General features: G+C 61.7%; 21 protein-coding genes. 5 read left to right on the forward strand and 16 right to left on the reverse strand.

Annotated features, from left to right (window positions below):
• Positions 1-129: 129 nt before the first annotated feature.
• The 3 genes from AB4P96_RS20595 to AB4P96_RS20605 all read right to left on the reverse strand — a co-directional run bounded on the left by AB4P96_RS20595 (position 130) and on the right by AB4P96_RS20605 (position 3927).
• Positions 130-1497: a glutamine synthetase family protein gene (locus tag AB4P96_RS20595; protein WP_395600011.1), complete on the reverse strand. Its 1368-nt coding sequence runs from the start codon at positions 1495-1497 to the stop codon at positions 130-132.
• Between the two features lie 72 nt (positions 1498-1569).
• Positions 1570-2967 carry an aspartate aminotransferase family protein gene (locus AB4P96_RS20600; RefSeq protein ID WP_236460865.1) on the reverse strand — a complete coding sequence of 466 codons (1398 nt, stop codon included), beginning with the start codon at positions 2965-2967 and terminating at the stop codon, positions 1570-1572.
• A gap of 168 nt (positions 2968-3135) precedes the next feature.
• A complete protein-coding gene (locus AB4P96_RS20605; protein WP_170038641.1) occupies positions 3136-3927 on the reverse strand; it encodes an SDR family NAD(P)-dependent oxidoreductase in 792 nt (263 codons plus the stop codon).
• A 96-nt stretch (positions 3928-4023) separates the two neighbouring features.
• On the opposite strand from AB4P96_RS20605, the gene AB4P96_RS20610 reads away from it, so the two are divergent.
• The gene (locus AB4P96_RS20610) at positions 4024-4929 is read left to right on the forward strand and encodes a LysR family transcriptional regulator (protein ID WP_017136660.1); all 906 of its coding nucleotides are present in this window, start codon (positions 4024-4026) and stop codon (positions 4927-4929) included.
• Between the two features lie 112 nt (positions 4930-5041).
• Here the strand turns inward: AB4P96_RS20610 and AB4P96_RS20615 are convergent, their stop codons facing one another.
• The 5 genes from AB4P96_RS20615 to AB4P96_RS20635 form a co-directional block, all read right to left on the reverse strand.
• A complete protein-coding gene (locus AB4P96_RS20615) occupies positions 5042-6652 on the reverse strand; it encodes a gamma-glutamyltransferase family protein (RefSeq protein WP_395600012.1) in 1611 nt (536 codons plus the stop codon).
• Positions 6653-6675: 23 nt separating this feature from the next.
• Complete coding sequence (locus tag AB4P96_RS20620) at positions 6676-7455, reverse strand: amino acid ABC transporter ATP-binding protein (protein ID WP_065888097.1); 780 nt, start codon at positions 7453-7455, stop codon at positions 6676-6678.
• Between the two features lie 2 nt (positions 7456-7457).
• A complete protein-coding gene (locus tag AB4P96_RS20625) occupies positions 7458-8234 on the reverse strand; it encodes an amino acid ABC transporter permease (RefSeq protein ID WP_003236553.1) in 777 nt (258 codons plus the stop codon).
• A 12-nt stretch (positions 8235-8246) separates the two neighbouring features.
• On the reverse strand, positions 8247-9056 hold the full coding sequence (locus AB4P96_RS20630; RefSeq protein ID WP_395600013.1) for an ABC transporter substrate-binding protein: 810 nt from the start codon (positions 9054-9056) through the stop codon (positions 8247-8249).
• 76 nt (positions 9057-9132) lie between these two features.
• Positions 9133-9801 carry a GntR family transcriptional regulator gene (locus AB4P96_RS20635; protein WP_395600014.1) on the reverse strand — a complete coding sequence of 223 codons (669 nt, stop codon included), beginning with the start codon at positions 9799-9801 and terminating at the stop codon, positions 9133-9135.
• Between the two features lie 433 nt (positions 9802-10234).
• Between AB4P96_RS20635 and AB4P96_RS20640 the strand changes: the two genes are divergently transcribed.
• Both AB4P96_RS20640 and AB4P96_RS20645 read left to right on the forward strand, forming a co-directional pair.
• Positions 10235-11296: a Rieske 2Fe-2S domain-containing protein gene (locus AB4P96_RS20640; protein WP_395600015.1), complete on the forward strand. Its 1062-nt coding sequence runs from the start codon at positions 10235-10237 to the stop codon at positions 11294-11296.
• Between the two features lie 29 nt (positions 11297-11325).
• Complete coding sequence (locus AB4P96_RS20645) at positions 11326-12276, forward strand: PDR/VanB family oxidoreductase (RefSeq protein ID WP_017134660.1); 951 nt, start codon at positions 11326-11328, stop codon at positions 12274-12276.
• A 6-nt stretch (positions 12277-12282) separates the two neighbouring features.
• On the opposite strand, the gene AB4P96_RS20650 is transcribed toward AB4P96_RS20645, so the two are convergent.
• The 6 genes from AB4P96_RS20650 to AB4P96_RS20675 form a co-directional block, all read right to left on the reverse strand.
• Entirely contained in the window at positions 12283-12996 is a 714-nt protein-coding gene (locus AB4P96_RS20650; RefSeq protein WP_017134659.1) for a GntR family transcriptional regulator, read from the reverse strand.
• A gap of 55 nt (positions 12997-13051) precedes the next feature.
• Positions 13052-14794 (reverse strand): acyl-CoA dehydrogenase, encoded by a 1743-nt coding sequence (locus AB4P96_RS20655; protein WP_395600016.1) that lies wholly within the window; start codon positions 14792-14794, stop codon positions 13052-13054.
• 34 nt (positions 14795-14828) lie between these two features.
• Positions 14829-16064, reverse strand: a complete 1236-nt coding sequence (locus tag AB4P96_RS20660; RefSeq protein ID WP_170038659.1) for a thiolase family protein — start codon at positions 16062-16064, stop codon at positions 14829-14831.
• Entirely contained in the window at positions 16061-17935 is a 1875-nt protein-coding gene (locus tag AB4P96_RS20665) for a feruloyl-CoA synthase (protein WP_395600017.1), read from the reverse strand. The genes AB4P96_RS20660 and AB4P96_RS20665 overlap by 4 nt, the downstream gene beginning before the upstream one ends.
• 62 nt (positions 17936-17997) lie before the next feature.
• Positions 17998-19446, reverse strand: coding sequence for an aldehyde dehydrogenase (locus AB4P96_RS20670; protein WP_395600018.1), 1449 nt, complete (start codon positions 19444-19446; stop codon positions 17998-18000).
• 76 nt (positions 19447-19522) lie between these two features.
• On the reverse strand, positions 19523-20353 hold the full coding sequence (locus tag AB4P96_RS20675; protein WP_017139056.1) for a p-hydroxycinnamoyl CoA hydratase/lyase: 831 nt from the start codon (positions 20351-20353) through the stop codon (positions 19523-19525).
• A 213-nt stretch (positions 20354-20566) separates the two neighbouring features.
• Here AB4P96_RS20675 and AB4P96_RS20680 point away from each other — a divergent pair, with 213 nt between their 5' ends.
• Entirely contained in the window at positions 20567-21055 is a 489-nt protein-coding gene (locus tag AB4P96_RS20680) for a MarR family winged helix-turn-helix transcriptional regulator (RefSeq protein ID WP_099547707.1), read from the forward strand.
• 5 nt (positions 21056-21060) lie between these two features.
• Here the strand turns inward: AB4P96_RS20680 and AB4P96_RS20685 are convergent, their stop codons facing one another.
• Positions 21061-22386, reverse strand: a complete 1326-nt coding sequence (locus AB4P96_RS20685) for an OprD family porin (RefSeq protein ID WP_395600019.1) — start codon at positions 22384-22386, stop codon at positions 21061-21063.
• A gap of 305 nt (positions 22387-22691) precedes the next feature.
• Here AB4P96_RS20685 and mhpT point away from each other — a divergent pair, with 305 nt between their 5' ends.
• Entirely contained in the window at positions 22692-23900 is a 1209-nt protein-coding gene (mhpT, locus tag AB4P96_RS20690; protein ID WP_017139053.1) for a 3-(3-hydroxy-phenyl)propionate transporter MhpT, read from the forward strand.
• Here the strand turns inward: mhpT and AB4P96_RS20695 are convergent.
• Positions 23878-24825: a transporter gene (locus AB4P96_RS20695; RefSeq protein ID WP_395600020.1), complete on the reverse strand. Its 948-nt coding sequence runs from the start codon at positions 24823-24825 to the stop codon at positions 23878-23880. The genes mhpT and AB4P96_RS20695 overlap by 23 nt on opposite strands.
• Between the last annotated feature and the right edge of the window lie 26 nt (positions 24826-24851).

The raw sequence follows: 24851 nt of genomic DNA on the forward strand, positions 1-24851 counted from the left end.
CACACTAGTGCCTGATATCGACATGCAGTGCGCTTCATAAGGCACAACACGTGTCACATTGAGTTGATCCAGCACCTCAGCAGGCGTGAGCGGAGCACGCCGTGCAATCCCAAACTGACGGGCCAGCATTTATGCGTGAGTGAGGTACCAGCGCCAGTCCTGTTCTCCGACTTCAGCATTGAATTCACGGAACTCGCGCCACTTGATCGCCAGGAACACCTTCAGGAACTCAGCGCCCAGCGCCTCACGTGCCCAGGTTGAACGTTGCAGTGCCTGCAAGGCTGTCAGCCAGTCGGTGGGTAGAAAATCGGTCGACTGTTCATAGCCATTCCCCACAATCGCCGCGCCGGGATCGCTTTCATGCGTGATGCCGTAGTGAATGCCCGCCAGTAACGCGGCAGCGGCGAGATAGGGGTTGGCATCGGCACCGCAAATGCGGTGTTCGATATGCCGACTGATTGCAGGGCCACCGGGCACGCGGAACGAAACGGTACGGTTGTTGACGCCCCAACTTTTAGCCAGCGGCGCGTAACTACCGGTTTGGAAGCGTCGATATGAATTGGCGTGGGGGCAAAATATCGCCAGAGCGTCAAACAAGGTCTCCATCATCCCGCCGATGGAGTGCCGCAACAATGGCGTGCCCTGTGGGTCTTCGCTCGCATACAGGTTATTGCCGTGCTCGTCGGCAAGGCTGACGTGCAGGTGCATACCGCTGCCGGCCTGATCGCTGAATGGCTTGGCCATGAAGCACGCTTGCAGCCCATGTTTGTTGGCCACACCCTTGACCAGGCGTTTGTAACGTACGCCTTCATCAATGGCCTGGAGTGCGTCGAACCGATGCTCCAGCGTCAACTCGACCTGGCCTGGCGCGTACTCGGATATCGCCGTACGTACCGGCAACCCCTGCAGCGCGCACGCCGCGTAGAGGTCATCAAGAAACGGTTGAAGCTGCTCCAGCTCGTATACGCCATAGACCTGTGGAGCCACAGGGCGTACGCCATTGGCCTGCAACGCCGGCTGCGGCCGACCGTTGACGTCGCGTTGTCGGTCCAGCAGGTAAAACTCCAACTCAACCGCCATGACCGGGTGCAATCCATCGGCTTTCAGCCGCTCGATAGTGTTCACCAGTACGTGGCGCGGGTCCGCCGGTGCGGCGGGAATACCTTGGGTCGGGTGCATGCTCACCTGCACTTGACCGGTGGGGTTGGTGCGCCAGGGTTGCAAGGTCAGGCTTCCCGCCAAGGGGTATGTCCAACAATCGGCGTCGGCAACCTCCCAGACCAAGCCTGTGTCTTCTACGTCTTCACCCTGCACGGTCAAGGCGAGAATGGAACTGGGCAATGGCCGGCCATTTTCGTAGATCGCCAGCAGTTCGTCGCGATGCAACAGTTTGCCCCGTGGAACGCCATTCGCGTCGATAAGGAACAACTCGATGCTCAGCACTTCAGGGTGGGCGGCCAGATAATCCAGGGCCTCTTTTTTATCCGCAAATTGCATGTCAAACCTCTTAGCGCTCATTCAAGCGACTGGCAGTATGTAAGAACAATGGCGTTTTCAGACGTGCCGTTATCAAGCGATAACCCGCGCGCCAGGCAGGGCAAGCAGCGTGGTCAGCGCGTTATCCAACTCAGCGATCAGCCGGTCGATATCCGCATCACCTGTTTGCGGGCAGCACAGGGTCATGTTGTGAAAAGGCGTGATCAGGATTCCGCGGTTGATTAGATAAAGATGCAGCGCCATTTGAAGGCTGTCATGAAAAGCCGCCTCGGCTTGCGCACCGGTTCTTGGCGGTGTGGCACAGAATTGAAATTCACAACGCGCGCCCAACTCTGTTACCGACCAGTTCAGTTGGTGCCGCTTGAACAACGCTCGAAATCCCTGGGCCAGCCTTGAGGCCAGCGCCAGCATGTGCTCGTAGGCAGACTCGGTCATGACCTCTTCTAGACTGACGCGCATGCAACGCATCGCCAGTGCGTTGGCGGACAGCGTCGTTCCCATGCCACTGTGGCCATGCCCGCCGCTCTCTTCGCTGATGGTCTTCTGGACGTCGCGCATGGCCGAGGCGACTGGCTCGCTAACGCCAAACACCGCGCAAGGCACGCCACCTGCAATGGGTTTACCCACCACGAAAAAGTCGGGTTTCAAATCCCACTGGCGCGTGCATCCACCGAGGCCGGTGGAAATAGTGTGCGTCTCATCAATGACCAACAGGCTGCCATATTTAAGAGTCAGCTCTCGACACGTTTGCATGAACCCCGGATCCGGCAGGACCATGCCAATGTTCGTCATCGCCGGCTCGCACATCAGCGCGCACACATCGCCCTGGGCTAACGCCGCCTCCAGTGCGGCGACATCGTTGAAGGGGATGGATCGACTGTATTGGCTCAAGTCGTACGCTTGGCCCACAAGACCTGAACGGTGCACTGTTTTGCCGTCACGGTAGCGCACCATCACGTCATCCACGGTGCCGTGGTAGCAGCCATCGAACACCAGCAAGACCTTGCGCCGGGTGATAGCGCGCGCCCAGCGCAGCACATAACGGTTGGCGTCAGTCGCATTGGCGGTCACTTGCCAGTAAGGCAGCTCGAATCGCTCAGCCAGCAACTCACCGCAGACCACCGCGTCTTCGCCCGGCAGCATCGTGGTCAAGCCATTGTTCGCCTGTTCGGCTATGGCGCGGGCAACAGGATCAGGTGAATGGCCAAACATCGTGCCGGTGTCGCCGAGGCAAAAGTCGATGTATTCATGACCGTCGACATCGGTGAAGCGCGCCCCTTTGGCACGCTGAACGAAGAGCGGCGAAGGCATCGACCAGTCGCTCATCCAGTGCATGGGCACACCGTTGAACAGATTCGCCTTGGCGCGCTCGGCAAGCGCCAGTGAGGTGGGGTTGTTTTGTATAAACCGGGCACGCTCGGAGGCGGTAAAAGCAGCAATCGCTGATTCACTGATTCCACTTTTCGACATGATCAATACCCCATGTTAATTATCAAATTAATTAAAAGTCCGTTGCTGACTGACAGCCGGATACGGCTCAAAGAACTCATAGGTTCTTTGATACATCACGCTTTTATAAATCTCGGTTATCGCCCCCGCCCACCCTCGTGGATTGAGCGTGCTGGCGCGTATTCAAACTTAATAATCGCCGTGAGGGGCTTTGTTCTCGACCAGACAGTTCCCGCCATCCACCACAAGGACGTCCCCTGTGATGTAACTGGCGTCAGGCGATGCCAGAAATGCAACCGCCGCCGCCACTTCGCGGGGGCTGCCTGCGCGCCCAATCGGGGTGAAACGCCCCGCCTCGGCTTCAACGGGGGTGGTTGAACCCGTGGTGATCCAGCCGGGGGCCACGCTGTTGACGGTAATCCCCTGCCTGGCGACTTCAAGCGCAAGCCCCATGTTCATGCCCACCATCGCTGCCTTGGCGGCGCTATAAGCGGCTTCCCCCGGATTGCTCCCGCGGGTGCCCGTGGTGGAACTGATATTGACAATGCGCCCGTAGCTTCTCGCCTTCATACCGGGCAACACGGCTCGGGTCAGCAGAAAGGCAGTGGTCAGGTTTCGGGCCAGTGAAAGGTTCCAGTCATGCAGTTCCATCGACGCCAATTCCGAGAAAATCTCAGGGCTGCCGTGCATGGACATCCCGGCATTATTCACCAGAATATCGACCCGTCCCCAGACTGACTCTGCCCACAGGCTGAATTCACGCACCAACTTTTCATCAGTAAGGTCTACAGGTCGGCCTTCAACTTCAAACCCTTCACGGCGCAGCTCTTTAACCCGATCCACAATGCGGTTGCTGCTGGCAGTGATGATCAACTTCGCTCCGGATGCACCTAGCCTGCGAGCAATAGCCATGCCGATCCCGGATTCACTCCCGGCACCACTGACGAGTGCAACATACCCTCTCAATTGCGTATCCAACATGGTGTGCCCCACGTACTTCATTTGAAAGAGAGTAGAAACTAGGCGAATAAATCTGATACATAAAGACAATCATCATCAGAAAATCTGACAACCCCCATGGCGTTTACCAGTGAGTCACTTAAGATTTTCCTTTCGGTCATCGACAGCGGATCCTTTTCGGCGGCGGCGCGAAAATTAGGCCGGGTCCCCTCGGCCGTCAACATGGCGGTGTCGCAGCTTGAAGCAGAGCTGGATTTGTTGCTGTTTGACCGATCAACTCGCAAAGCCATTCCTACCGCCGCCGCCAAGGCACTTGAGCCCCAGGCACGACAGGTCGCGAGCCAGATCAACCTGCTGGATGCGCATGCCCTCCAGCTGCATCAGGGGTTGGAGGAACGCTTGGTCTTTGCGATGGCGCCGGAGTTGCAAACAGGCGTATGGAATCGTCCGCTGTCGATTATCGCCAGGGAGTTTCCCACGCTTGAAATCGAGATTCGCTCCGCGTCCCATCCGGAGGCAATGCGCATGCTCCATGAAGGGCGTGTGCAATTGGCACTTGGATTTGAGCGACCAGGGCTTGACGAGCGGGAAACATTTCTTGAGGCGGGGAGCCAGTTGTTAGTCGCGGTTGCTGCTCCGGATCACCCTGCGGCCGCCGGCAAAAAAAGCCCCTTGAGTGAGGAGCAACTGGTCAACGTCAGGCAGATCATCGTCGCGACCGGAGGACCTGCAGACTCTGATCCACGTGTTGTGCTGTCGCGGCGGATTTGGCACAGCGACAATTATCTGGCCACGCTGGACCTGGTGCAGCAAGGATTAGGCTGGGCATATCTTCCAAAATCGCTGGTACACCCTCTCATCACGTCAGGCGCATTGACGGAGGTGGTGTTTGACTACATGCCGAGTCAGATGCGGCTATGGGTCGATATCATCTGGGTAAAAAACCGGCCCCTGGGACTGGGCGCGCTTCGTTACCTGAGCCTGATACGCGAAATTACGCAGGGCGAGCCTCGTCGTATTTGATGAGTCAAAGTGCACATTGAGGCTTGCGGCGGCGCCAACCCGCCGTCGCGAAGATCAAACAACTCATCACCCCGTCATTATTAGCCGTCTGGCCCAGCGCTTGTGTAGCCGCTCACCAAACCGCGATATGCGAATCCGCCCTTGGCTCAGTGCCCCCGCACAACACGCCGGTGGCGGGGTCACGCAGGATGATCTGCCCTCGCCCATAGTCGGTCAGGTCGCTGTCGGTCTGCACCTTGTGCCCACGTCGCGCCAGCGCATTGACCAGGTCGCGGGACGCGCCGTGTTCGATGCCGACCTTCATGTCGCCCAGCCATTGCCAGCGCGGTGCGTCGAGGGCCGCCTGGGGGTTGAGGCCGAAGTCCACCAGGTTCATCACCATCTGCACATGGCCCTGGGGCTGCATGTAGCCGCCCATCACGCCGAACGGGCCAAGGGCCTGGCCGTCCTTGCTGAGAAAACCCGGGATGATGGTGTGGAAGGTTTTCTTGCCCGGTGCCAGGCAATTGGCATGGGACTCATCGAGGCTGAATTCCTGCCCGCGGTTCTGCAAGGCGATGCCGCTGTCGGGCAGCACCACGCCGGAGCCGAAGCCGTGGTAGTTGCTCTGGATGAACGAAACCATATTGCCTTCGGCGTCGGCGGTCGCCAGGTACACCGTGCCGCTGGCATGGGGGGTGCCGGGTTTGGGCGGCTGCGCCTGCTCGCCGATCTCGCCACGGCGACGGGTGCTGTAGTCGTCACTCAGCAAGTCGGCCACCGCCACGCGCATGTGCGCAGGGTCGGTGATGTAATGCAGGCCGTCGCTGTAGGCCAGCTTCATGGCTTCCAGTTGGCGATGCCAGGTTTGCTGGCTGTCGCGGTGATCGAAGTTGAAGCCTTCGAGGATCTTCAGCGCCATCAGTGCAACCAGGCCCTGGCCGCTCGGCGGGATTTCCCAAACATCCACGCCCCGGTAATTGATGTGGATCGGCTCCACCCACTGCGCGCGGTAATCCTTGAGGTCGCTGGCGCGCAGGTAACCACCGCTGGCGCGCGAATGCGCATCCAGACGCTCGGCCAGAGCGCCGCGATACAGGCTTTCGCAGCCGGTGGCGGCGAGTTCTTCCAGGGTACGGGCCTGGGCCGGGTTGCGGAAAATCTCGCCGGCCTGGGGCGCGCGCCCATCGATGAGGAAGGTGTCGAACCAGGCTTGCAGCACGTCATCGCGGTGCGGGCTGAATTCGTTCAAGGATATCTGCCATTGATGGGCGACCACCGGCGACAACGGGAAACCGTCGCGCGCCAGGCTGATGGCCGGCTGCAGCAAATCAGCAAACGGCAACTTACCGAAGCGTTTGGACAACTCGGCCCACGCCGACGGGCAACCGGGCACCGTCACCGAGGTCCAGCCGTACAGCGGCATCTGTTGATGCCCTGCCGCCTTGACCGCCTCGATACTCAAGGCGGCCGGCGCATGGCCGTTGCCGTTGAGGCCATGCAACTGCCCCTTGCACCACACCAGCGCAAAGGCATCGCCACCCAGGCCACAACCGGTAGGTTCTACAACGGTCAGCGCAGCGGCGGTGGCGATGGCGGCATCAATGGCATTGCCGCCCTTTTGCATGATTTCGATGCCGGCCTGGGCCGCCAGCGGCTGGGACGCCGCGACCATGCCGCGACGGGCAAATACGCTCTGGCGTTGCGACGGGTAGGGGTATTCGTGAGCGGAGAATTTCAACATGGCAAAGGCTCTTCAAAAAAAGGTCATAACACGCGGCTGAGAAACGCCCGGGTACGCGGATGGCTGGGACGGCTGAAAATCTGTTCCGGCGGCCCTTGTTCGATCAGCTCGCCCTGGTCGAGCACCACCACGCGGTCGGCCACTTCACGGGCAAAGCCCATTTCGTGGGTGACCACCACCATGGTCATGCCCTCCTCGGCCAGTTCCTTCATCACCTGCAGCACTTCGCCGACGGTTTCCGGGTCGAGGGCGCTGGTGGGTTCGTCGAACAGCATCGCCTGGGGTTTCATCGCCAGCGCACGGGCAATCGCCACCCGTTGCTGCTGACCACCGGAGAGCATCGACGGATAGTGGCTGGCCTTGTCCGCCAGGCCGACCCGCGCCAGCAAGCCCCGAGCCTGTTCCAGCGCCTGGGCACGCGGCACGCCGAGCACCTGGATCGGCGCTTCGATAATGTTTTCCAATGCGGTCATGTGCGGGAACAGGTTGAAGCGCTGGAACACCATGCCGATGTCGCGGCGCTGGCGGGCGATGTTGCGCTCCGAATCGCGCACCAGGCTGCCATCGGCGCGTTCGCGATAGCCCATGGCACGGCCGTTGACGCGAATGCGCCCGCCCTGGATGTCTTCCAGCAGGTTGATGCAGCGGATAAAGGTGGTCTTGCCGGAGCCGGAGGCGCCGATCAGCACCACTACTTCGCCGCGCCGCACTTGCAGGGAGATGCCCTTGAGGATCTGCAACTCGCCGAACGACTTCTGGATATCCTGTGCGTCAATGATCAGCTCTTCACTTTGGTGCGCCATGGTTAACGTCCCCTCAGCAGTTTCAGAGTGCTGCGACCGAACATGCGGCTGGCGGCCGGAGGTGGCGCCGAAGGTCGATCGGACTGGCCGAAACGGTTTTCGAGCCAGCGTTGGAAAAAGCCCCACAGCGTGGTCAGGGTCAGGAAGTAAATCGCGACGACCAGGTACAACTCGAATACGCGAAACGTCGCCGAGGTCACCATCTGCGTGCTGAGCAACAACTCCTGCACGCCGATCACACTCACCAGCGTGGTGTTCTTGAGCATCACATTGAACTCATTGCCCAGCGGCGGCACGATCACCCGAAACGCCTGGGGCAGCACGATGCGCCGCATCAGCTTGCCGAACCCCATGCCCAGGGAACGCCCGGCTTCGTACTGGCCCTTGTCCACCGCGCCGATGCCGGCGCGGATGATTTCGGCCATGTACGCGCCTTCATTCAGGCCCAGGGCGATGATCGCCGCCTGGATATTGCCGGGGATGATCAGCCCGAACAGCTCGATGTCCTCGAAGCGGAAGATCCCGCCCGCTGCCAGTGCGGTGTACAAAAACACGATCTGCACCAGCAGCGGCGTGCCGCGCATCAGCCACACATAAAGGCGTACCGGCAGGTGCAAAAGCGGGTTCTTCGACAGGCGCAACAGCGCCGCCGCCAGACCCAGCGCACAGCCGAGCAGCATCGCCAGCACGCTGATCAGGCAAGTCAGCCACAGCCCGGTGAGGTAGACCCCACTGGGTTGCAGCAGGTATTGCCAGAACACATCCCAATTGAAATTCATCGTGGTAGAACCTCAGTCAAGTGTGTCGCTGCTGACATGCCATTTGTTGAGCAATTGCACATAGCTGCCGTCGCTGCGCATGTCGCTGATGATCTGCTGCACGGCGGCGGTCAGTTGCGGGTCGTCCTTGCGCATGCCCAGGCCGGTGAGGATGCGGCTGAACGCAGGCACCCCTTCCTGAAACAGCTCCGGGGCCATCGCCGCGTAGTAACCGGCGGTTTCCACGGTGGTGCCATAGGCGTCAACCTGGCTGATGCGCAGCGCCTGGAACGCATCGGTGTCAGTGTTGTAGACCACCAGTTTCATCGGTGGCTTGCCGGCCTTGGCGAGGCTTTCGTTGTGGGTGTCGAGCAGGGTCTTGATGGTAGAGCCGTTGAGCACCGCCACCTTGCGCGTCGACAGGTCATCCAGGGTCTTGATGCCTTTGGGGTTGCCCTTGGGCACCACCACCGACTGGCTGGAGTACATGTAGTTGACGATGTCGATCACCTGGCGCCGCTCGGGTTTGTCGAACAGTTGGTCGACGATCATGTCGCACTGCTGGGCAAGCAGCGCCGGCACCAGGCCGGAAAACGGAATGACCCGCCATTGCACGGTTTTATTGCCTAGGCGCTTGGCGATTTCCAGGCCCAGGTCGACGGTGAGCCCACGCGGTTTCTGGGATTCGTCGAAGGACACCAGGGGCGGTGAATCCATCCCCGAGCAATAGGTGAGTTTGTCGACGCTCTTCAGGCGCTCAGGCACCTGGACTGCGGCGCTGGCCCATTGTGTACAGAGACCCAGGGTGACAGCCACCAGCAAGGCGCGGTGTTGTTTATGCATGACCAGACACTCCACTTCGTTAAATAACGGGGCAGGAATCAACGTCTAAACATGGGCGGGTTGGAACCCGCCTCTTTTATTTTTCCAATTGCAGAAATTGAATCAGCAGCGGCACGGTGCTTTCGATGTGTTCGCGTACCACAGCTTCGGCACCGGCGGCGTCACCGGCGCGAATCGCGTCGAGGATTACCGCGTGTTCCTGGCGTGCGCTGAGGGGTTTTTCGCTGTGCTGCAGCCACAAGCGCATGGGCGCTTCCACCAGCGAATACAACGCCGAAATCTGCTTGAGCAAGCGTGGCCGGCCGCTGAGCCCGCACAGGTATTCGTGAAAGGCACGGTGGCAACGGACCCACGCGGCGCTCTCGTCGCGGTAGTCATCCATCTCGTCCAGCAGCCGCTCCAGAGCCGCCAACTGGCGCTCACCGATGCGGCTGACCGCGACGCGCACCGCCAGGCCTTCCAGTGCGCTGCGCATCTCGAACACTTCGTACAGCTCAGCGATATCCAGGCCGCTGACGATGGCACCGCGATTGGGCCGCAGCGTCACCAGGCCCTGGGCATCCAGGCGGCGGAATGCCTCACGCACCGGCATGCGGCTCATGCCGATCTCGCCGGCGATATCCTCGGCGATCAGACGATCGCCCTTGCGGAAACGACCGCCGCAGATGGCGTCGAGCAGGAAGTTGTAGGCCTCCTCCTCGGCAGTGAGGGGCTGGCGGTCAACGTAAGCGGGAGCAAATTGCATTGGCGACCTCTTTGTATTTTTGTATCCAATTATCCATGAATACAAAAAAGCATAACGCGTGCCAACACCTACCGCAGAACATTAGTCATTGATTTAAATGAAGTCTTCCGTTCGGGTGGGGGAAATTACGCAAAGCGGGTAAAGCGATTTGCTACCAAATGACGCAGCAACTTCCCATTTCTGCGCAAAAAAGTAGCGGATGTCCGGTGAAGGGCTTGGTTACGCCCGATGATCTAGACAGGGTATTTTTGGCAGGCCTTTCTTTGCCATCAGCGCACCAAACGCCGCCCACTCAATGGATCCAATAAGAATCCATTGGTCGATAATCGCCCATAATAACCTCAAAATCACTGCCATATATATTGACTCATAGCAGCTCTGGAAATCTAATGGATCCATTAAACAAAAATAATTAACCAGCCAGAGAGTCGCCATGTACCCCAAAAACACTTGGTACGTCGCCTGCACACCCGATGAAATCGCCCAAAAACCCCTGGGTCGGCAGATCTGCGGTGAAAAAATGGTGTTTTATCGTGGCTCGCAAGGCAGCGTCGTAGCCGTCGAAGACTTCTGCCCCCATCGCGGCGCACCGCTTTCACTGGGTTATGTCGAAAATGGCAACCTGGTGTGTGGCTATCACGGCCTGGTCATGGGGGCCGACGGTAAGACCGTCGAAATGCCCGGGCAGCGGGTGCGTGGTTTTCCGTGCAACAAGACCTTTGCCGCGGTTGAACGCTATGGTTTTATCTGGGTATGGCCCGGCGATCAGGCCCTTGCCGACCCGGCGCTGATACATCACCTGGAGTGGGCAGTGAGTGACCAGTGGGCGTACGGCGGCGGGCTGTTTGACATCCAGTGCGATTACCGCCTGATGATCGACAACCTGATGGACCTGACCCACGAAACCTACGTCCACGCTTCCAGCATCGGCCAAAAGGAAATCGATGAAGCGCCTCCCGTCACCACGGTTGAAGGCGACGAAGTCGTCACCGCCCGGCACATGGAAAACATCATGGCTCCGCCGTTCTGGCGCATGGCCCTGCGCGGCAACAACCTCGCCGACGATGTGCCGGTGGACCGCTGGCAGATCTGTCGCTTCACCCCGCCCAGCCATGTGCTGATCGAAGTCGGCGTGGCCCACGCCGGCAAGGGCGGCTACCAAGCAGCGCCCGAACACAAGGCGGCAAGCATCGTGGTCGACTTCATCACCCCGCAAACCGAGACGTCGATCTGGTATTTCTGGGGCATGGCGCGCAACTTCAACCCTCACGATGAGGCGCTGACCGCCAGCATTCGCGAAGGCCAAGGGAAGATTTTCAGCGAAGACCTGGAGATGCTCGAACGTCAGCAGCAGAACCTGCTGGCCCACCCGCAACGCAACCTGCTCAAGTTGAATATCGATGCCGGCGGCGTGCAGTCGCGCAAAATCCTGGACCGACTGATCGCCAAGGAACGCACCCTCGAACCACAACTGATCACGACCACCACCGCCTGAACGGCGCGACAACACTGCGAGGACCGAACATGATCGATGTGGTGGTGGTATCCCGTAATAACGAAGCCCAAGACATTTGCAGCTATGAACTGGCCAGGGTCGATGGCCAGTCGCTGCCCGCCTTCAGTGCCGGCGCGCACATTGACGTGCATCTGCCGGACGGACTGGTGCGCCAGTATTCGCTGTGCAATCACCCCGAAGAGCGTCATCGCTATCTGATCGGCGTACTCAACGACCCGGCTTCTCGCGGCGGCTCGCGCAGCTTGCACGAGCAGGTACACGAGGGCGCCCACCTGACGATCAGCGAACCACGCAATCTATTCCCCCTGGCCCATGAAGCGCGACGCAGCCTGCTGTTCGCCGGCGGCATCGGCATCACCCCGATCCTGTGCATGGCCGAGCGCCTGGCCCATGCAGGTGCGGACTTCGACCTGCATTATTGTGCTCGCGCCAGTGAGCGTGCTGCGTTTGTACAGCGGCTCAAGGCGTCACCGTTTGCCGAGCGCGTGTTCCTGCATTTCGATGAGCAGCCCCACACGGCCCTCAAGACTGCCGAGGTGTTGGCTGCGCCCGCAGACGATGTGCACTTGTATGTCTGCGGCCCCGGCGGCTTCATGCAACACGTGCTCGACAGCGCACGGGCACAGGGCTGGCAGGAGGACTGCCTGCATCGCGAGTACTTCTCGGCGGCGCCAGTGGACAACAGCCTCGACGGGAGCTTTTCGGTGAAGCTCGGTAGCAGCGGCCAGGTCTTCACGATCCCCGCCGACAAAACCGTGGTCCAGGTCCTGGAAAGCCAAGGCATCGAGATTGCCGTGTCCTGCGAACAAGGGATCTGTGGCACCTGCCTGACCCGTGTGCTGGACGGCATCCCGGAGCACCGCGACCTGTTCCTCACCGAGCAGGAACAGGCGCTGAATGACCAGTTCACGCCCTGCTGCTCACGCTCGAAAACGCCACTGCTGGTGCTGGACATCTGAACCGTGTCACGACGCGGGCAAAATCACCTTCATGCGCGCGTCGGCGGTGGTTGAACTGAAGATCTCGGCATAACGCAATGTCGCATTGGCGTGTTCGCGCATGATGGCTTCGGCGCGCGCGCCCTGGCGATTGACCAGGGCATCGAACACCGAGTGATGCTGCATGTGGGCATAGTTGAAGCGTCGGTATTCACGAGCCATGTCCTCACGATCCACCGCCAGCGCGGTCACCGATGCGAAGGGCAGGTGATCATTGCGTGCCAGCGCATCCGTGATCGCGGGGTTGTGGCTGCCCTCCACAATGACCTGGTGAAAGCGCATGTTCAGGTCGTGGTAAACCTCGAGGTCATCTTCGGTCACGTAGCCTTTCTCGAACAGTTGGTCGCCTTCCACCAGGCAGCGCTCCAGCGCCGCACGCGCCGCGTCGGAAAGACCCTGCTCGGCGGCTTGCCGTGCAGCCAGGCCTTCCAGCACACCGCGCACTTCGACGGCGCCGGCAATGTCGCTGGCGCTGACCGACCGCACCTGATAGCCGCGCCCGCCAAACGGCACCAGCAGCCCTTCCTGCTCCAGGGTACGAAATGCCATGCGCACCGGCATGCGCGACACACCAAAGCGTTGCGCCGTAGGGGTTTCCATCAGGCGCTCCCCCGCCACCAACTCCCCGTTGGCAATCATCTTGCGCAGTGCAACCAGCACCAATTGACCGGGCTTACTCATCCAGGCAACTTCCAGAAAACGTGGCCTGCCATAGTACCGCAAGCATCCGATCCCGTCAGACGAACGCCAGCGCGGCGCGCGCCCCCTCTATGGCACCCAGGTGTTGCGCCAGCCGCGACGGCAGGTAATCGAAAAAGAACCCGGCGCTTTGCAGCTTGGCGGCACGCAATGGATCGTCTTCGGGCAATGCCCTGGAGACCCGCGCAGCCCGCGCCCAGGCAAAGGCCAGCAACACCACGCCACAGAGCTGGAGGAAATCCGGCGCGGCCCGATAGGGGTATTCACTGTCTTCCTGCGCGCGTTCATGCACGGCGCTCACCACACTGGCCAGCGCGTCGCACAGGCTGCCCAATGCGCGGGAGAACCCTGCGCACTCGACATATTGCACGCCCTGCCCGGCCTCGGCACGCAACTCGGCCAGCAGCAGGCCAAAGGCTCGACCTTCATCCCCCAGCACTTTGCGCAGCAACAGGTCATTGGCCTGGATCTCGTTACTGCCCTCGTAGATCATCGCGATGCGGCTGTCCCGCAGGGTTTGCTCGATGGCGAACTCGGTGACATAGCCGTAACCGCCGAATACCTGCAGCGCATTGCTCGCCTGACGAAAGCCCTGCTCGGTGAAAAACGCCTTGATGATGGGCGTCAGCAAAGGCGCCAACCGGGCGGCCGACGAATCCTGGCCATGCTCGGCTTGATCCAGCAGGTGCGCCGCCCAATAGCCGATGGCGCGCATGCCCTCGCTGGTGGTGCGCAGCTCCAGCAACACGCGGCGCATGGCCGGGTGATAACGGATCGGGTCAGCGGCCTGGGCCGCCACGTCTTCGGGCCTTGACGGTGCACGCATCTGCACACGCTCGGCAGCGTACTGCCGGGCATTTTGCCAAGCCGCCTCGACATGCCCCAGACCTTGCAGGCCGACATGCAGGCGCGCCGAATTCATCATCACGAACATCGCCGCCAGGCCCTGATTGGCATCACCGATCAGCCAGCCTTGGGCGGCGTTGAATACCAGGGAGCAGGTGGCGCTGCCCCTGATGCCCATCTTGTGTTCGATACCGTCGCAATGCACACCATTGGCCCGGCCATCGTCCAGCTGCTTGGGTACCAGGAACAGTGAAATGCCGCGACTGCCCGGCGGCGCATCGGGCAGGCGCGCCAGCACCAGGTGCAGAATATTGGCCGTGAGGTCATGCTCACCGCCGGAGATAAACAGCTTGCTGCCGCTCAAGCGATAGCTGCCATCCGCCTGGGGTTCAGCGCGACAGCGCAGCAAACCGACATCGCTGCCAGCCTGGGACTCAGTCAGGCACATGGTGGGCAACGCCTGGCCACTGACAATCTCCGGCAAGTAGCGTGCCTGCAGCCAAGGGGCGGCGTGAGTCTTGAGGCACAGGTAGGCGCCGTGGGCGATCCCGGTGTACATGGCCCAGGCATGGTTACTGGCGTAGAGCATTTCTTGCAGCGCCGCATCAAGCAGTTGCGGCAGGCCCTGCCCGCCGAGCTCTTCGGCGCACGCCAGCGCCGGCCAACCACCCTCGACGTAAGCACGATAGGCCTCGACGAAGCCGTCCGGGGTGCTGACCTGGCCCGCCTGCCAGCGGCAGCCCTGGCGATCACCGCGGCTGTTCAACGGCGCCAGCACGCCCTGGCTGAAGCGTGCCGCCTCCTCCAATACTTGAAATGCCAGCGGCAGGTCGAGGGCCTCGAACGCCGGGTTGCGTCGCCAGCTGTCGGGCGCCTGCAACCAGTGTTCGAGGACAAATTGCATATCGCGCAGGGGCGCCTCATAGCTCCACATCGGGACACCTCATCAACTAAAAAGAATCACGTACTCAAGCGCGAAAAGCAGGGTTCTCGATCAGCAGCGCCATGCCCTGCCCGCCGCCCACACACGCCGCGGCAATCCCGTAGCGCAGGTTGTGCTGACGCAGTTGTCGGGCCAGGGACATGACCAGGCGCAGGCCAGTGGCAGCCAGTGGATGCCCCAGTGCCAGCGAACCGCCCTGGACGTTGAGGCGGGCGCTGTCCAGCTCAAGTTCATGGGCCACCGCCAGCACTTGGGCGGCCTGGGCTTCGTTGATCTCGAAGCGGCCGATGTCATCCAGATTCAACCCGCTGCGTTGCAGCAGCAGACGAATCGCCGGTGCCGGGCCGATGCCCATGAACTCGGGGGCCACGCCGACCACCGCGCTGGCCAGCAACCGCGCCAGGGCCGGCCGCATGCAGGCCGAGGCGCGGCCCACCAACGCCGCCGCCGCGCCATCCACCACGGCACAACTGTTGCCGGCGGTTTGCACGCCGCCGGGATGCACGGCGCGCAAGCGTTTCAAGCTCGCAAGGTCGGTGGGCCGAGGGTGGCTGTCCTCGCTGACGGCAGCGGTCCGACGCGCCAGGCTGATGCCTCTGGGCTGGTATCCCTCAAGCTCGAATAGCTGGTTATCGACCGCCACCACCTCGTCAACCCAAGCGCCGTCACGCTGCGCCTGCAACGCTCGCTGGTGGCTGGCGCAGGCGTAGCGGTCCACCGCCTCGCGGCCCAGACCATAACGGCGCGCCAGGTTGTCGGCCGTGGCGATCATGTCCAGGCCCGGGGCCGGGTCGTACAAGGCCTCCCACAGAAAATCCTTGAACTGGACCTCGCCGCCAAGACGAAACCCGCCCCTGTGGGTGTAAGCCGCGATGGGGTTGCGCGACATGGATTCACTGGCCACACACAAGGCCAGTTGCACGCCGTCCTGCAGTTGCCCGGCAGCCTGGCGCAACAGTTCGAAACCGGTGGCGCAGATGCGCTGCACCCCCAGTGCCGGGACCGCTTGCGCCACCCCGCTGTACAAGCCGATATGCCGTGGCAGCAAGTAGGCATCGAAACTGGCCTGGGCCATGGAGCCGGCCAGGACGCTGTCCACTGCCTGCGGTTCAATACCCGCCCGGGCCAGTACCTCACGGCCTACCTTGATCCCCAGGTCGATGGGTGAGACCTGAGACAGTGCTCCACCCAGGTCAATCCAGGGGGTGCGCACGGCCTCGAGAATTGCCACATCGGCAAATGCCGAATACTGCCCGCTCAAGGTTTCGGCTCGGCGCGCAGGATCGTGGCCTCTTCGCCGCGATACAACGCCTCGACCTTCGCCGCGCGCCATTGCAGCACGGCGCGCTGGTTGATCGAACCTTTGTCGGTGATTTCCCCACGGTCGATGGACGCCGGCTCGTCGAGCAAGGCAATCCATTCCAGGCGACTGGCATTGCCGGTGGCCTCGCGATTGAGGCGTTGCAACCAGTCGCCGAACCACTGGCGCACCGGCGCGCTGCCGAGCACGTCGGCATCGCTGGCGGCGGCGTCCAGGCCCGCCAGCCGACGGCATTCGTAGAGCCTGGGGAACACCAGTGCTCCGAGGCACTCGCGATCGGGCGCGGCAATCACCAGGTCCTGCACATAGGGCGAGCCGTCGAGCACCGCGCGATTGCGCAACGGACCCACGCTGACAAACACCCCGGAAGAGAGCTTGAAATCCTCGGCAATTCGCCCATCGAACATCAGGCCCAGTTGCGGCTGCCGAGGATCGGCGAGCTTGATCGCGTCTCCTGAACAGTAGAACCCCTGTTCGTCGAACACTTCGGCGGTTTGCTGGGGCGCCCGCCAGTATCCCGGCATGATATGCGGCCCGCGAAAGCGCCCTTCGAACTTGCCGTCCACCGGCACCAGGCGCACCTCGCAGCCCGGCGCGGGCAGACCGATATAGCCGGCCATGGACAACGGCCCGGTGGTGAAGGTGCAGGACGGCGCGGCTTCGGTCATGCCCAGCCCGGCCATCATGCGGATGCGCTCACCGCAGTGCTGTTCGGCCACGCGGTCGAGGCGATCCCAGATACTTTGGGACAGGCCGGCGGCGGCGAAGAAGAACAGTTTCATCCGCGCAAAAAAACGCTCGCGCAACTCGGCGTCCTGTTCCAGGGCGTTGACCAGCTCTTCCCAGCCCTTGGGGACCGTCAGGTAAGCCGTGGGCGAAATTTCCTTGAGGTTGCGCAAGGTCTGGGCAAAACCCTGGACCGTGGGCTTGCCGTCGTCCAGATAAAAGGTGCCACCGTTGTAGAGCACAATGCCGACGTTGTGGCTGCCGCCAAAGGTGTGATTCCACGGCAGCCAGTCCACCAGCACCGGAGGTTCCTCACCGAACACCGGAAACGTCTGCAGCAGCATCTGCTGGTTGGCGCAGAGCATGCGCTGGGTGGTGATCACGGCCTTGGGCAATTTGGTCGAGCCCGAGGTGAAGAGAAACTTGGCAATGCTGTCGGGACCGGTGGCATTGAAGGCCTGCTCGGCCTCAGCGCCCCCCGGCGTGTGCAACAGGCTGGCGAAGCTTATCTGGCTGCGCCCGGGCACTTGGCCGCGCACGCAGATCAACGGGGTTTCGGCCGGCAATACGGCCTCGATCGCACGCTGGTAGGCCGCCGCATCGCTGACGAACACCAGCCCGGGTTGCAGCAGGTCACAGACATGCCGTAGCTTGGCGAAATCCTGGGACAACAACGCGTACGCCGGCGAGACCGGGCAGTACGGAATACCGGCGTACATGGCGCCGAGGGCGACCTGCAAATGCTCAATGTCGTTGCCGGACAGCAAGGCCAGCGGCTTGTGCGCCGACAGCCCGTAGCTGAGCAGGCCCTGGGCAATTGCGCGCACGCTGTCGAGCATTTCGCGGTAGCTGACACGGCGCCAATCCCCACCGGCCTGGCGTGCCGCGATAAACGTCTGCTCGGGCCGTACCCGAGCCCAATGCACCAGGCGATCGAGCAGGCGCGCCGGCAACTCGGCCAGGGGTTCCAGGGAGCGCATGTGCAACACGCCGTGTTCTTCAGTGACCGCCACCGGTGCGTGGCCGATGGAGACCTCGCGGTATCGCGGTGCGGGCTGGGGTTGCGGTCGGAATTCGGAACTCACAAGGATGTCCTCCAGCAAGGCGGATCACAGCCGCCTTGTTATTGTTATGTCGCAGCAACTGCTCAGATCGGGTAATGCCGTGGCCCGTTCTGCAAGGTCACCCAGCGCAATTGCGTGAAGTGCTCAATGGACGCCTTGCCACCAAAGCTGCCGTACCCACTGGACTTGACTCCACCAAACGGCATCTGCGCTTCGTCATGCACGGTCGGGCCGTTGATATGGCAAATACCCGACTCGACCCGCTGCGCCAGTGCCAGCGCGCGCCCGGTGTCGCGACTGAAGATCGCCGCCGACAAGCCGAACTCGGAATCGTTGGCCAGGCGCAACAAGGCTTCATCACCCTCACCACGCAGCAGGACGGCCACCGGGCCAAAGGACTCTTCGCGGTACAAGCGCATGTGTTCGGTGACGCCATCGATCAGGGTCGGCTGCAAGATGCTGCCCTCGAGCTGGCCGCCTATCACCAGCCGCGCGCCCTTGGCCAGGGCATCGTCGATCAGGGCCTTGATGCGTGTGCCGGCGCTGGCGTCCACCAGTGAACCGAGTACCGAATCCGCCGCAGCAGGGTCACCCGCACGCAGGGTCGCGACCTTGGCCGCCAGCTTGGCGGTGAACGCATCGGCGACCCTGGCATCGACGATCAGGCGTTCGGTGGACATGCAAATCTGGCCCTGGTTGAAATAGGCGCCAAAGGCCGCCGCCGCCACAGCCGCGTCAAGATCGGCATCGTCGAGCACCAGCAACGGCGCCTTGCCACCCAGTTCCAGCAACGCCGGCTTGAGGTGACGCGCCGAGAGCTCGCCGACAATCCGCCCGACATGGGTCGAGCCGGTGAAGTTGACCCGCCGCACGGCCGGGTTGGCGATCAATCGCTCGACAATCGCGGCGGCATCGGCCGGGGCATTGCTGATGACGTTGACCACGCCATCGCCCAGGCCGGCGTCCTGCAATACCTGGCCGATCAGGCGGTGCACCGCCGGGCTCAGCTCCGAGGCCTTGAGCACCACGGTGTTACCGCAGGCCAGCGGCATGGCGATGGCGCGCGTGGCGAGGATTACCGGAGCGTTCCACGGCGCGATGCCCAGCACCACACCGCACGGTTGACGCAAGGCCATGGCGAAACTGCCGGGAACATCCGAGGGAATCACCTCCCCCGTAATCTGGGTGGTCATCGACGCCGCTTCGCGCAGCATGTTGGCCGCCAGACGCACGTTGAAGCCATACCAGTTGGCCATGGCGCCGGTCTCGCCGGCGGCGGCGATGAATTCGCTGCTGCGCGCCTGCAATTGCTCGGCAGCGTTGAGCAAGCGGGTGCGGCGTTCGTTGGGCGCCAGCGCCGCCCACGCGGGGAACGCGGCGTGGGCGGCGGCGACCGCGGCGTCGGCATCTTCCAGGGTCGCCGCAGCCACCCGCGAGACCACTTCACCGGTCACCGGGTTGCGACGTTCGAAGGTTCGACCGTCACGGGCGGGGCACGACTGGCCGCCGATCAACAGGGGCACGTCCAGCATGGTGATTCCTCTTTATTGTCTTTATCGGGAATACGTTCAAGCAGGGTACAACGGCGCGGCCAGGCGGCCGCGCCCTTCAGCGTTTATAGGCCTGCAAGCCAGGCTTGATGCTCTTGTCGTCAAGGAACTGTTTCATGCCCTGCTCGCGACCGCCTTCGGTGTCGAGCAGGCGCGACTGGTCGAGCTTGGCGTAGAGGTAATCCTCGTTCTGCTCCCAGGTCAGTTCACGGCAGCGCTTGAAGCCATGCTTGGCGGCACGCAGCACCACCGGGTTTTTCTCCAGCAGGTTGCGCGCCAGTTCGATGGTCACTTCGCGCAGTTGAGCCAGGGGCACGCTTTCGTTGACCAGGCCCATTTGCGCAGCTTTCTGCCCGCCAAAGGTCTTGCCGGTCATGATGTAGTACAGCGATTGACGATGGCCCACGGTGTCGGCCATGGCCTTGCTCACCAGGTTGCCCGGCGGGATGCCCCAATTGATTTCCGAGAGGCCGAAGGTCGCTTCGTCGGCGCAGATCGCCAGGTCGCACGCCACCAGCGGGCTGAAGCCACCGCCGAAGCACCAGCCATTGACCATGGCGATGGTCGGCTTGGCGTACATGCGCAGCAGTTTCCATTGCCATTGCGAGGCTTCGCGGCGGATTTTTTCCTGGAGGATTTCCGGGCCGGCATCCACTTCGCGGAAGTATTCCTTGAGGTCCATGCCCGCCGTCCAGGCTTCGCCCGCACCGGTGAGGACCAGCACGCCGGCGGCAGGATCCTGCTCGAGGGTTTCCAGGACGTCGATCATTTCCCGGTTCAGGGTCGGACTCATGGCGTTGCGTTTTTCCGGACGATTGAGAATGACCCAGGCGATGCCTTCTTCGATCTCAACCTTGACTGTGGTCCAACGGCCTTCGTAATTGCTCATGGCGGTACGCTCTTGTTCTGGGTGTGAAGATGATTCGAAATTAAACCGCAAATATAGTTATGTCAATTAACTATTAATCTGAATAACCAATATTTTTCCTGCTTAAAACCCGCGCGGTGCAGGCGCTTTCAAAACCCGGCATAGCCATAGCGCGCCAACACCGGCAAACTAGATACTCTTATTAACCTGCACCTTCTGAGGATTGCACTGCCAATGGCCAAGCCTTCCACCATCGCCACCGCCAGCCAGGCCCTGCCCGACAACGACGAGGTACGGCCGCCGCTGGATTCAGCCCTGGACGATCTGATCGGTTACGCCATGCGCCGCGCCCAGCTCAAGCTGTTCCAGAACCTGATCGGCCGGTTATCGGACCACGACCTGCGCCCGGCGCAGTTCTCGGCCCTGGCGATCATCGAGCAGCACCCCGGGCTGATGCAGGCCGACCTGGCTCGCGCCCTGGCCATCGAGCCGCCCCAGGTGGTGCCATTGCTGAACAAGCTGGAAAGCCGCGCTCTGGCCGTGCGGGTACGCTGCAAACCGGACAAGCGCTCCTACGGGATCTTCCTCAGCAAGAGCGGCGAAACCCTGCTCAAGGAACTCAAGGCGATCGCCGCCCAGAGTGACCTCGACGCCACGGCCGCCCTCGACGGCCAGGAACGTGAAGAGCTGCTGCGCTTGCTGAAGAAGGTCTACCAGGACTGATCGGCCTACCAGAGCGCCACGGTGTAGAGCACCAGGAAACGGGTCTGGTTTTCATCGCGAAAGGCCGCGCCGCTCGGGAAGTCATTGCGGTAGATCGACTTGCGCGCCATGAACCCGACGTTCTTCAGCGGGCCGCTCTGAATCACATACCCCAGTTCCATCTGGAACTCGCGCTCCTTGCGATCCTCGGCGTTCAAAGCGGCCAGTTCGATGTGGTCGCCACGCACATAGCGCAGCCGAGTCTTCAACCCCGGCACACCCGATGCCGCGAAGTCATAGTCGTAGATGGCTTGCCAGGTGCGCTCCTTGGCGTTGAGAAAGTCCGAACTCATGGTCAGTTCGCTCATGCCCATCAACTCCGTTCCCGAGATATAGGGCGTGGCCGTCTCCCCGCTTGAGTGCATGTAGCCAAGGCTGACGCGATGGCCGCCCAGGCGGTAGCCAAACAACGCCGAGAGGTTGCGGTTATCCACCTTGCCCGCCTTGGCACTGCCATCCTCACGGCTGAAAAAACTGCGCAGGTCGCTGGTGAGCACACCATCGCCCACCGGCAGGTTGTGCAGCAGCGCCAAGGTGTCCTGCTGGTAGAGGTCCGCGATCTGCGAGTGATAAACCCGCAGGCTGAGGTCTTTATTGACCTGGTAATCACCGCCCACATAAGCCAGGTGCGAGGTGGTGGCGGTGGCGTTGAAGCGCCGGTTGGGCGAGGCGATGGTCATGGCCTGGTAGTCGGTGGAGTCGCGCTTGTTGATGCGGTCGATATAGCCCGTGTTGAGGGTCAGGCCATCGATGTCCTTGGAGCTCAACGTGGTGCCGCGAAACGTTTGCGGCAGCAGCCGCGAGGGACTGGCAAAGGCAAACGGCAGGAAGATCGACACATCGCCGGCCTTGACCGTGGTTTGGGCGAACCGCAGTTTGGCGGTTGGGGCCAGGCGCGAGTAGTCGTCGGCGGCGCGCTTGTCGCTGGCCGACACCGGCAACAACTCGGTACCGCTGCGGTCCGGCGAAGAGTCGAGCTTGACCCCCATCAACCCGCGTACATCCAGGCCAAAGCCGACCGGGCCAGGGGTGTAACCCGATTCCAGGTTGAGGATGAACGCCTGGGCCCATTCCCGTGCGGCGGTCTTCGCACCGTCATCCTTGTAGTCGCGGTCCAGGTAGTAATTGCGCAAGGTCAGGGTGCCGTGGCTGTCGTCGATAAAGCCTGCAGCCCACAGCGAACCGGGCAGCACGCTCAAGGCCAACAATGCCATCAGCCAGCGTGGAGTGTTGTTCGACACACAGGAGACGGACGCCGCTGCAACGGCATCCTCCAAAGGGAGTTCTGGCATGTTCGATGTCCATTTTTGTTGTTGTTATTGGGTTGGCACACGCTCGGCCCTGTGAGCCTCGCGAGCCAAGAATGGAAACAGCCGACGGTACTCGTCAACCGTAACTGACCGATAATCGAACATTAATAAAGCTATCTATTTTTTATCCATGAACAAACAAATATCTCAATCAATTGAATTTAATCACTTTATTCTGTTTTTTTACTGATTTTATTCCTCGATTCGTTTTTAGTTATATTTGTTATCTTAATCCTTAGCAGCCACTCAAGCTCGCCACCACAACAAAAACAACAATGAGGTTTGCCATGGACAGTCCATCGCGTCGTTCGACGCTGACTATTGCGTTGTGCTTTATCGTTGCGCTGATCGAAGGGTTCGATCTGCAAGCCGCCGGCACCGCCGCCGCTGGGTTACGTCAAACCTTCGCCCTGGATCCGAAGATGCTCGGCTGGGTGTTCAGCGTCGGCATCATCGGCCTGCTGCCGGGGGCGTTCTTCGGGGGCTGGGTTGCCGACCGGATCGGGCGCAAGAAAATCCTGGTCAGCGCCGTGCTGCTGTTCGGGTTGTTTTCACTGAGCACCGCATTTGTCGAGAGCTACTCAAGCTTGTTGCTGGTGCGCTTTCTCACCGGCCTGGGGCTGGGCGCAGCGTTGCCCAACCTGATCGCGCTGTGCGCCGAAGCGGTGAGCGAACGCAACCGTGGCACGGCCATCAGCGTGATGTACTGCGGGGTGCCGCTGGGGGGAGCATTGGCCGCGGTGGTGGCGATGTTTTCCAGTGAGCACTGGCAGACCACGTTTATTATCGGCGGCCTGGCGCCCTTGCTGGCCGTGCCGTTGATGATCCTGCTGCTGCCTGAATCCAGTGCCTTTCGCCAACAGCTCGACAACACCCACGGCGCCCGCCCCTCCACCGGCCAGGCGCTGTTCGGCGACGGTCGCGCGCGCACCACGCTGGCCTTGTGGCTCAGCTACTTCTTCACCCTGACCGTGATGTACATGCTGCTTAACTGGCTGCCGTCGCTGTTGCTGGAACAGGGTTTCAGCAAACCCCAGGCGGGCATGGTGCAGATGCTCTTCAATATCGGCGGCGCCCTGGGGTCGCTGCTCGGCGGCGTGCTGCTGGACCGCTGTAATGCCCTCAAAGTGGTGCTGTCTGTGTACGCCGGGCTGCTGGCGGCCCTGGCCGGGGTCGGGCTGTCAGTGGGCATCGTACCCATGGCCATTGCCGGCTTTGCCGCCGGTTTGTTCGTGATGGCTGCGCAGTTGGTGCTGTACGCCTCGGCACCGCCCTCGTATCCCACCTCGGTGCGTGCCACCGGCGTCGGGGCCGCCGTGGCAGTGGGCCGCCTGGGTTCGGTGGCCGGGCCGCTGGCGGCCGGGCAACTCCTCGCTGCCGGCGCCGGCACCGCGGGGGTACTGCTGGCGACGTCCCCCGGGGTGGTGATTGCCGCACTGACCATCATCAGCGTGATGGTGCGTACCGCGCCTACTAGAACTTATGCAGCCAGTTGAGCACCAGTTTGTTGCCCTCGGTGCGGTTCTGCGCCTGCTGTTCAAAGTAGGCGTTTACCGATAGCACCTCCTCCTTGCTGAACGCATAGACCAGGCCTGGGCCAATGGCCCAGACCTTTTCCCGGCGCCCGCTCACGGCGTGCCCAGCGACCTGGGTGTCGGTGATCTGCTTCAACCAATAGCCGTTCACCCCCACGCTCAGTTGCTGGCTCAAGGCATATTGCAGCGTCAGGTTGGCATGCAATGCCTGGCCGGCCTGGGTATCGGAAACATCCCCGAAGCCTGCCTGCGGATCATCATTCTTGCCATTCCACAGGTACATGAAACGCCCGCTCGCCGACCATGTCGGGCTGAACCAGTACGTCGCCGCGTAATACGGGTTGAATGACCAGAAGTTGCTGCCGGGGTTGATCGAGCGATGGCGGTCATAGGCCCCCACCGGGATCGAAACATCAGCCTCGGCACGCTGGGTCAACAGCGGGCTGCCATCAGCGCGATTCAGGGTTGGCAGTTGCAGGAAGGCACCGACCGTCAGGTCACCGACGCCAGCACGGGAACTCAGCGCCGCATTGTTCAACCCATCGTCGACATTCACCCGGGCCAGGGAAGTGTTGATCAGGGTGAAGCCGGGCATCGCGCCATTGGCCAGGGGTTGGCCGACGTAGATGATCTGCGTGGTGGGCGCCACCACTTCCAGGTCCTGCTTGGGCAGCGCCAGCTTGTTGCCGTGGGCATCATTGAAACGGTTGGACCGCGAGTAGGTCAGGTACTCCTCCAGGTACCAGCCAGGGCCGGCCGGCGCTGGCGAGCCGTCGTAGAAACTGGTGGTGCCGAGGTTGAGTCCGGGCAGGTCGTAAGCATGTGCAGTCGATGTCAGCGCGACAAATGTCGTGGCCGCAACCGTCCGCAAGATAGGCTTGAGCATCTTGTATGTCCTGTATTTTTGTTGTT

It is taken from the genome of Pseudomonas sp. B19125 (assembly GCF_044218855.1).
In the GTDB taxonomy this organism is placed as follows: domain Bacteria; phylum Pseudomonadota; class Gammaproteobacteria; order Pseudomonadales; family Pseudomonadaceae; genus Aquipseudomonas; species Aquipseudomonas edaphica.

What these genes read in the sequence shown, in the direction of transcription:
- AB4P96_RS20595 (WP_395600011.1), bottom strand. Translation starts at nt 1,497, where the DNA reads ATGCAATTTGCGGATAAAAAAGAGGCCCTGGATTATCTGGCCGCCCAC.
- AB4P96_RS20600 (WP_236460865.1), bottom strand. Translation starts at nt 2,967, where the DNA reads ATGTCGAAAAGTGGAATCAGTGAATCAGCGATTGCTGCTTTTACCGCC.
- AB4P96_RS20605 (WP_170038641.1), bottom strand. Translation starts at nt 3,927, where the DNA reads ATGTTGGATACGCAATTGAGAGGGTATGTTGCACTCGTCAGTGGTGCC.
- AB4P96_RS20610 (WP_017136660.1), top strand. Translation starts at nt 4,024, where the DNA reads ATGGCGTTTACCAGTGAGTCACTTAAGATTTTCCTTTCGGTCATCGAC.
- AB4P96_RS20615 (WP_395600012.1), bottom strand. Translation starts at nt 6,652, where the DNA reads ATGTTGAAATTCTCCGCTCACGAATACCCCTACCCGTCGCAACGCCAG.
- AB4P96_RS20620 (WP_065888097.1), bottom strand. Translation starts at nt 7,455, where the DNA reads ATGGCGCACCAAAGTGAAGAGCTGATCATTGACGCACAGGATATCCAG.
- AB4P96_RS20625 (WP_003236553.1), bottom strand. Translation starts at nt 8,234, where the DNA reads ATGAATTTCAATTGGGATGTGTTCTGGCAATACCTGCTGCAACCCAGT.
- AB4P96_RS20630 (WP_395600013.1), bottom strand. Translation starts at nt 9,056, where the DNA reads ATGCATAAACAACACCGCGCCTTGCTGGTGGCTGTCACCCTGGGTCTC.
- AB4P96_RS20635 (WP_395600014.1), bottom strand. Translation starts at nt 9,801, where the DNA reads ATGCAATTTGCTCCCGCTTACGTTGACCGCCAGCCCCTCACTGCCGAG.
- AB4P96_RS20640 (WP_395600015.1), top strand. Translation starts at nt 10,235, where the DNA reads ATGTACCCCAAAAACACTTGGTACGTCGCCTGCACACCCGATGAAATC.
- AB4P96_RS20645 (WP_017134660.1), top strand. Translation starts at nt 11,326, where the DNA reads ATGATCGATGTGGTGGTGGTATCCCGTAATAACGAAGCCCAAGACATT.
- AB4P96_RS20650 (WP_017134659.1), bottom strand. Translation starts at nt 12,996, where the DNA reads ATGAGTAAGCCCGGTCAATTGGTGCTGGTTGCACTGCGCAAGATGATT.
- AB4P96_RS20655 (WP_395600016.1), bottom strand. Translation starts at nt 14,794, where the DNA reads ATGTGGAGCTATGAGGCGCCCCTGCGCGATATGCAATTTGTCCTCGAA.
- AB4P96_RS20670 (WP_395600018.1), bottom strand. Translation starts at nt 19,446, where the DNA reads ATGCTGGACGTGCCCCTGTTGATCGGCGGCCAGTCGTGCCCCGCCCGT.
- AB4P96_RS20675 (WP_017139056.1), bottom strand. Translation starts at nt 20,353, where the DNA reads ATGAGCAATTACGAAGGCCGTTGGACCACAGTCAAGGTTGAGATCGAA.
- AB4P96_RS20680 (WP_099547707.1), top strand. Translation starts at nt 20,567, where the DNA reads ATGGCCAAGCCTTCCACCATCGCCACCGCCAGCCAGGCCCTGCCCGAC.
- AB4P96_RS20685 (WP_395600019.1), bottom strand. Translation starts at nt 22,386, where the DNA reads ATGCCAGAACTCCCTTTGGAGGATGCCGTTGCAGCGGCGTCCGTCTCC.
- mhpT (WP_017139053.1), top strand. Translation starts at nt 22,692, where the DNA reads ATGGACAGTCCATCGCGTCGTTCGACGCTGACTATTGCGTTGTGCTTT.
- AB4P96_RS20695 (WP_395600020.1), bottom strand. Translation starts at nt 24,825, where the DNA reads ATGCTCAAGCCTATCTTGCGGACGGTTGCGGCCACGACATTTGTCGCG.